General features: G+C 66.5%; 8 protein-coding genes. 4 read left to right on the top strand and 4 right to left on the bottom strand.

Annotation, left to right across the window (positions count from 1 at the left end; all coding sequences use genetic code 11):
- Positions 1 to 133 precede the first annotated feature (133 nt).
- Complete coding sequence (locus tag AC5RW2_RS39600; RefSeq protein ID WP_494075211.1) at positions 134 to 343, top strand: NINE protein; 210 nt, start codon at positions 134 to 136, stop codon at positions 341 to 343.
- 112 nt (positions 344 to 455) lie between these two features.
- Here AC5RW2_RS39600 and AC5RW2_RS39595 read toward each other — a convergent pair whose 3' ends face one another.
- Positions 456 to 1,103 carry a LytR C-terminal domain-containing protein gene (locus AC5RW2_RS39595; RefSeq protein WP_494032323.1) on the bottom strand — a complete coding sequence of 216 codons (648 nt, stop codon included), beginning with the start codon at positions 1,101 to 1,103 and terminating at the stop codon, positions 456 to 458.
- A gap of 34 nt (positions 1,104 to 1,137) precedes the next feature.
- Complete coding sequence (locus AC5RW2_RS39590; protein ID WP_494032322.1) at positions 1,138 to 1,446, bottom strand: DUF3263 domain-containing protein; 309 nt, start codon at positions 1,444 to 1,446, stop codon at positions 1,138 to 1,140.
- Between the two features lie 130 nt (positions 1,447 to 1,576).
- Between AC5RW2_RS39590 and AC5RW2_RS39585 the strand changes: the two genes are divergently transcribed.
- Both AC5RW2_RS39585 and AC5RW2_RS39580 read left to right on the top strand, forming a co-directional pair.
- Positions 1,577 to 2,353 carry a uracil-DNA glycosylase gene (locus AC5RW2_RS39585; protein ID WP_494032321.1) on the top strand — a complete coding sequence of 259 codons (777 nt, stop codon included), beginning with the start codon at positions 1,577 to 1,579 and terminating at the stop codon, positions 2,351 to 2,353.
- A gap of 57 nt (positions 2,354 to 2,410) precedes the next feature.
- Positions 2,411 to 3,274 carry a siderophore-interacting protein gene (locus AC5RW2_RS39580; RefSeq protein ID WP_494032320.1) on the top strand — a complete coding sequence of 288 codons (864 nt, stop codon included), beginning with the start codon at positions 2,411 to 2,413 and terminating at the stop codon, positions 3,272 to 3,274.
- 21 nt (positions 3,275 to 3,295) lie between these two features.
- Here the strand turns inward: AC5RW2_RS39580 and AC5RW2_RS39575 are convergent, their stop codons facing one another.
- Positions 3,296 to 4,684, bottom strand: coding sequence for a threonine/serine exporter family protein (locus AC5RW2_RS39575; RefSeq protein WP_494032319.1), 1,389 nt, complete (start codon positions 4,682 to 4,684; stop codon positions 3,296 to 3,298).
- 152 nt (positions 4,685 to 4,836) lie between these two features.
- Entirely contained in the window at positions 4,837 to 5,910 is a 1,074-nt protein-coding gene (locus AC5RW2_RS39570; RefSeq protein WP_494032318.1) for a lipid II:glycine glycyltransferase FemX, read from the bottom strand.
- Between the two features lie 257 nt (positions 5,911 to 6,167).
- Here AC5RW2_RS39570 and AC5RW2_RS39565 point away from each other — a divergent pair, with 257 nt between their 5' ends.
- The gene (locus tag AC5RW2_RS39565; protein WP_494032317.1) at positions 6,168 to 6,413 is read left to right on the top strand and encodes a DUF2630 family protein; all 246 of its coding nucleotides are present in this window, start codon (positions 6,168 to 6,170) and stop codon (positions 6,411 to 6,413) included.
- Positions 6,414 to 6,422 lie beyond the last annotated feature (9 nt).

Here is a 6,422-nt window from a genome sequence, read left to right as displayed (position 1 = left end):
AAAAACCAAATACCATCCCAATGACATCCGTCAGACTCAACAACACACCACAACTACATAACGCAAGAAGCCCTAAAAATAAAAAACTGGACCGCCCTACGGCTATGGGGCCTACAACGGGCAAAAGTCGCAGCTGGTGGCCGGCCTGCTCGGCGTCCTGCTGGGCGGCCTGGGCATCCACCGGTTCTACCTGGGCTATGTGGGGGTAGGCATCGCACAGATCGTGGTCACCTTCGCCACCTTCGGCCTCGGCTGGGTGTGGGGCTTCGTCGAAGGCATCATGATCCTGGCCGGCGCCCGGATGTTTTGCACGGATGCCCGCGGCGTCCCGCTCAGGGCTTAGCTGCCCGGGGCAGCCGCCGGATGGAGTCGCCGAGCCGCTGCAGGTACCCGGGAATTCCCCGGGCCGGCCGCTATGCCGGGACACCGCCGTCGTGGATTACAGCTACCCCGGCTTACTGGAAACCGGGGCCCAGCACCACAGTCACCTGCGGTGAAACCGCAGTGGACTCGATCAGGGTGGGGATATTCAGCAACCGCGAAATTTCCTGGGCGGTGGCCAGCTGTTCCGGTCCGTTGTAGAAGATGATCGACGTCTGCACGGGCTGGCCGGCCCAGTTGCCCACCTGGCTGGTGGACCAGCCATCGGCAGCGACGCGGCCGGCCACCGAGCCGGCCAGTCCTCCGGCGGTGGTGCCGTTGAGCACATTGACCGGCAAGGTCTTGTCCATGGGCGCCGGCTCAGCGGTTTCCGGCGCTTCGGTTGGAGCTTCCGTTGGGGCCGTTGCAGCCGGCGTTGGTTCCGCTGTCTCGGCAGCGGCGGCCGTTTCCTCCGCTGCCGCCGACGCGGGCGCACTGGGGCCGGCTGTTGCCGCTGCCTCGGCAACCGGCTCCGCGGACGGAGCCTCGCCTGCGGCGGCACCGATGCCCAGCCGCGGAGCCACAAAGAACGCCGCTGCGCCGATGGCCAGGGCCAGGGCGCCAACCAGGATGATCAGCCCCAGGCCGCCCTGCCGCGGCGGCGCCATCCGGGCGCGGTGGACACCTTGGCGCGCGGAAGATTCGGGGACCTTGTCAAACTCATCCCGGGGATACTCGCTCATAGTCGTGCTGTGTCCTTGATCGAAAGATGCGGAATCAGGCGTCGCTGCCCAGCCGACGAGCCGTACGGGCACGCTGGCGCGACGTACGTAGTCTACGCAATCTCTTGACCAGCATCGGGTCGTGCGCGAGCGCTTCTTCCGTGTCGATCAGCGCATTCAGGATCTGGTAGTAGTGCGTGGCGGACATGTCGAAAAGCTCCCGGATGGCCTGTTCCTTGGCGCCGGCGTACTTCCACCACTGCCGTTCCAAGGCCAGCATCCGCTGGTCGCGCTCACTGAGCGGGCTGTCGGCGTCGTACGCGGTTTCCAGTGAAAAGGCTCCGCTTTCGGCCGCACTTGCCACGGCTCACTCCATTCATTCCGACCGCATCAAACTACCCGTACATGGTACGGGGGAACGAAGCGAAAGTCATTCGAACGGCTCCAGCCTGCGGCTCTCGCGCCAGGTGACCGGGATCGGGCAGGATGGGTGGATGACTGACGACGACGGCGCCCTCTTCCCCCTCCCGGCGGCCGGTAAGGCGCGGGGCGGCAGGCGGACGGCCGATGACGCACACCTGCCCTTCGCGGAACCCGCCCGGCCGGCGGAGTTCATGGCACCGGACTGGGCCAAGGCCATGGAACCGGCCGAGGACGGAATTCACCGGCTTGCCCGCTTCCTGGATGGTGAGCGGGCTGCCGGGCGCAGCTTCCTGCCCGCCCCCGGCAATATCCTGCGCGCGTTCCAGCAGCCGATGGACGCTGTCAAGGTCCTCATCGTCGGGCAGGATCCTTACCCGACCCCCGGGCACCCCATCGGCCTGTCCTTCGCGGTCAATCCGGCGGTGCGCCCGCTGCCGCGCAGCCTGGCGAACATCTACCGTGAGCTGGAATCGGACCTGGGGATTGAGGCCCCCGAGCACGGGGACCTGAGCGCCTGGGCCGGGCAGGGCGTCCTGCTGCTCAACAGGGTCCTCACCGTGGAGGCCGGGGCGTCGGGGTCACACCGGAACAAGGGCTGGGAAGCTGTCACCAACCTGGCGGTCCGTGCCCTGGCCCAGCGAAACCGACCGCTCGTGGCCATTCTCTGGGGGCGGGACGCCCAGAACCTGGCGCCGCTGCTCGGGGACACGCCGCGGATCGAGTCCGCCCATCCCAGCCCGTTGTCCGCCAAGCGCGGTTTCTTTGGTTCCCGGCCGTTCAGCACCGCCAACCGACTGCTGCGCGACCAGGGCGCAGCGGAAATCGACTGGCGGCTGCCCACCGGCTAGCCTGATGAGGCAGACCTAACCCACGGCCGCCAGGCCAGCCTCCAGGAGCATCGGCGAATGAATCAAACCAGCAATGTCCAGGCGGCACCGGCCGTCAAGAAGGCCCGTCCCCTGGTGCGGCTCGAGGTGCTGCGGCGCGAGCAGCTTTCCGACCACATGGTCCGGATCATTGCCGGCGGCGACGGCTTCAAGGACTTCGTGATGAACGACTTCACGGACAAGTATGTGAAGATCCTCTTCCTGCAGCCCGGCACGTCCGCCGCGGATGCACCGGATATGGCCGCGCTTCGCGAAGCGCTTCCCCGGGAACAGTGGCCGGTCACCCGCACCTACACCGTGCGCTGGGTGGATCTTGAAGCCCGGCAGCTGGCCATCGACTTCGTGGTCCACGGCGACGAGGGACTGGCCGGCCCCTGGGCTGCCGCCGCACAGCCGGGCGATGAGCTGCTGTTCACCAGCCCCGGGGGCGCCTACGCACCCAACCCGGCTGCCGACTGGCACCTCTTCGCCGGGGACGAAGCGGCGCTGCCCGCCATTGCGGCGGGCATCGAAGCCCTCCCGGCGGACGCCGTCGGAACCGCATTCGTCGAGGTCGGCACCGCAGGCGACATCCAGGACATCGCCGTACCGGACGGCGTCGAGGTCACCTGGCTGCTGCGCGCCGGCGACGGCGGCACGGACCCCGGCGCAGGCACCACCGACCTGCTGGTCCGGGCCATCGCGGAGATGGACTGGCGCGAGGGCGACGTGCATGCGTTCGTGCACGGCGAACGCGGCTACATGAAGGCGCTGCGCGACATTCTCTTCAAGCAGCGCGGGCTGCAGCGGTCACAGGTTTCGCTCTCCGGCTACTGGGCGCTGGGCCGGGCGGAGGACCAGTTCCAAGCGGAGAAGAAGACGGAGATCGGCAAGATCCTGTAGCCGGGTGCCGGCGGTCGGCTCCTAGCGGCGGCGGGTGCGGGCACGCCTCTCGTTCGACCCCAGGCCGCGGGTCAGCGGGTGGGCCAGGTGGTCGCCCAGGACGGTGCCGCCGGCGGTGCCCAGGATCACTGTCAGCGCGTTGAACAGCCCCAGCACGCCGATCAGCGGCTCATCGGCATTCACGGTCAGCTCGTACATGGACCGGAAGATGGTCATCCCGGGCCACAGGAACATCACCGCGGGCACGGCCATCACCAGCTGCGGCGAGCCCAGCCGCAGGGCGATCAGGCGGGCGGCGAAACCTATCGCCACAGCGGCGGCGGCCGGCGCCAGCCGGTCCCCGATCCCGATGTAGCCCACGGCCTCATAGATCAGGAACCCGCACAGGGCCACCAGCCCCGTGGGCAGCAGCATCTTGGCGCTGGTCTGTTCCGAAATACACATGGACGCGGCGGCAACAATAACCAGCAGGGCCTGGACAGCGAACGGGTAGCCGCCCGGTCCGGGATCCAGCACGTCCAGTCCGCCGGCGCCCACCAGTTCCATGGCCACCAGGCCGACGCCGATGCCCGAGACGATCGCGGCAAAGGTCAGGAACGCGGAGAGGTAACGGCCGGCGGCGGTGACCGGGAAGCCGTTGATGGCATCCTGCGTCGCGGAGACCAGCCGTCCGGTGGGCAGCAGCAGGATGATGCCGCCGGCCACCACGATGCCCGGAGTGATCGGCACCTCCAGCGCCCAGAGCGCGACGGCGACGAACGTGACCAAGGCGGCGTTGGTCGCCGTCGTAAAGAAGTCCGGGATCCGCCAGCGCGCGAATTGCCGGGACACCAGCCCCACGGCGATGCTGCTGAGGAAGGCAACCAAGGACGCCAGCGGGCTGCCGCCCATGAAGGCCACGATCGTGGCGGCGAAGACACCCAGCGAGAAGGTCACCATCCACTTGGGGAACGGCTTGGAGCTGCGCGTGATCTCCGTCAGCCGGTTGATCGCCTCCTGCCGGCTCACGCCGCCCTTGACGATGTCCGTGACCAGCTGGTGGACCAGGGACAGACCCGCGTAGTTGTTGGTCCAGGAACGCACCACGCGCAGCACCGTGATCGGGGTGGCGTCCTTGGGTGCGTAGTTGATCACCACGGACTGGTTGGTGATTTCGACGTCGATATGGCTCAGTCCCAGCGACGCCGTGACGGCGATGATGCTCGTCTCGACTTCCAGCGCACCGGCGCCGTACCGGAACATGGTCTCGGCCAGGTTCAGGGCGAAGTCCAGCGTCTTGCGGGCGCTGGCGTCCTGCCCGCCGACCTGGATGATCGGATTGGCATAGGGACTGCCGGCCAGCCGCTCCACGATGTTCATCGGGGCCGTGGGCGGGGACTCGCCTTGGAGGAGTTTGCGGAGCACCCGCATGGCGGAGTCGTTGGCACGCTGCCCGTTCAGGGCGGGTACGGGCTTAACGGACCTGGGCTGCGCTCCCCTGACCGCTGGGCGCGCCGTCCTATGCTCGACTGGCTCCTGCTCCAAAGTCCCCTCTCTTCGGGTCCGCGGCGCGAAGCCGCGGTTTAGTAGAACGGTTGATGATGTTTGCGCCAGTACAACTGACGGAAAACCTTCTCGCCGATGGACTCCCACGCCTTGTACTTCAGCGGGCTGATGACCTGGTCATAGCATCCGACATAGTCGATGACCGTCTTGGTGAAGCTGGTCTTGAACATGCCCAGCCCGTGGAAAGCGTGGTCCTTATCCTTGAGTTTGGCTGCCGGCGGAGTTCCGCAGAAGTCATACGTCTCAATACCGAGTTCCTTGAGATCGTTGATGGCCCGCCATTGCACCAGGTGCGAATCACCGTACTGGCTGCGGCGGGGTTTGGAACCGCCGTCCTTATATGTTCCCTTGCGCCCATAGTTAATGACAAATGCGCCCACCGAGGGGGAGCCGTCCTCGTAGACGAAGTACAGCCGGCCCATCCCCGCGTCGATGAAATTGCGCCAGAACCGGCTGTAGTACTCGAAGGAGCGGAGCTGGACGTTGGCGTTGCCCTGCCCCACCTGGTCCATGAGCCCGTACATGGTGCGGAAGTTTTCCTCCGTCGGCTCCGCCTGGACCACTTCCACGCCTTCGCGGATGGCCCGGCGGACGGCATTGCGGCCGCGTGAGTGCAGATTGCGCAGCAGCTTGTTTTCCTCCGGGGTCACATCCAGCACGGCCGTGCTGTCATTGGGCTGGATGTTGAAGGTCTTGACCAAGCCCGCTTCCGCGAACGCCGCCCGTACCTCCTCGCCGTCGAGGATGTCCGGTTCGATCTTGATGGCGAAGACGTCCTGCCGGTGGTCCTTGACGAACTTCTCATTGGCCTTTAGGATGCCGGGGATATCGGCGGCATCGGCGACGTCCGGCCCCTTGATGAGGTACCACAGCTTGCCGAGGACCGGAAAGTCCTTCTCCAGCACCAGGTTGTAGCTGCTGTAATCCGCCGTTTCATATACCAGGTGCCGCGGGGTCCAGCCGTGATGCGACTTCACCTCCGCGAACGGGGCGGACTGCAGCAGGTTGCCTCCGCTGGGATTGGCGGTCACGTGCCGGTCCCAGTCGGCAATTTCCTCGGCGGTGGCGGCACGGGCGGTGAATTCTCGCAAAGTTCCTCGTTCACTCTCGCCGGACGCTCGCTGATCCGGCCGGACGTGGCATGGCCCCCCTGGGGCCATTGGTTGTGTGAGCAGTGCCAGTCTAGCGGCTGCCAATCCTGAGGCTGGACAGGTACGACGGCGCCGGCCGGCCCGGGCGGGAACCGCACCTTGGGTGTCCTACCCAGCGGCGGGACCGCGGCGTAGGCTGGACGGATCGAAGCTGTTCCACCCTGCATTCCAGGAACGAATACTCCAAGGGAGTAACTATGGACAACAAGAGCCTCCTGTCCCAGATCAACGAGCTCGTGGAGCAGGAGCACGCTCTGCGGGACAAGATTGCCAGCGAACTGGGTCACAGTCCGGAAGACAAGCAAACCCTGAAGGACGTCGAGACGCAGCTGGACCAGTGCTGGGACCTGCTGCGCCAGCGGCGGGCCCTGCGCAAGGCATTCAAGGACGAAGACCAGGCGCGTCTGCGGTCCCCGGAAAAGGTGGAGGGCTACCGCCAGTAGCCCTCCACC

This window comes from Arthrobacter sp. B0316-1-20, assembly GCF_059091865.1.
Note: the sequence above shows the minus strand (reverse complement) of the source record. Positions and strands in the feature narration are given on the sequence as shown.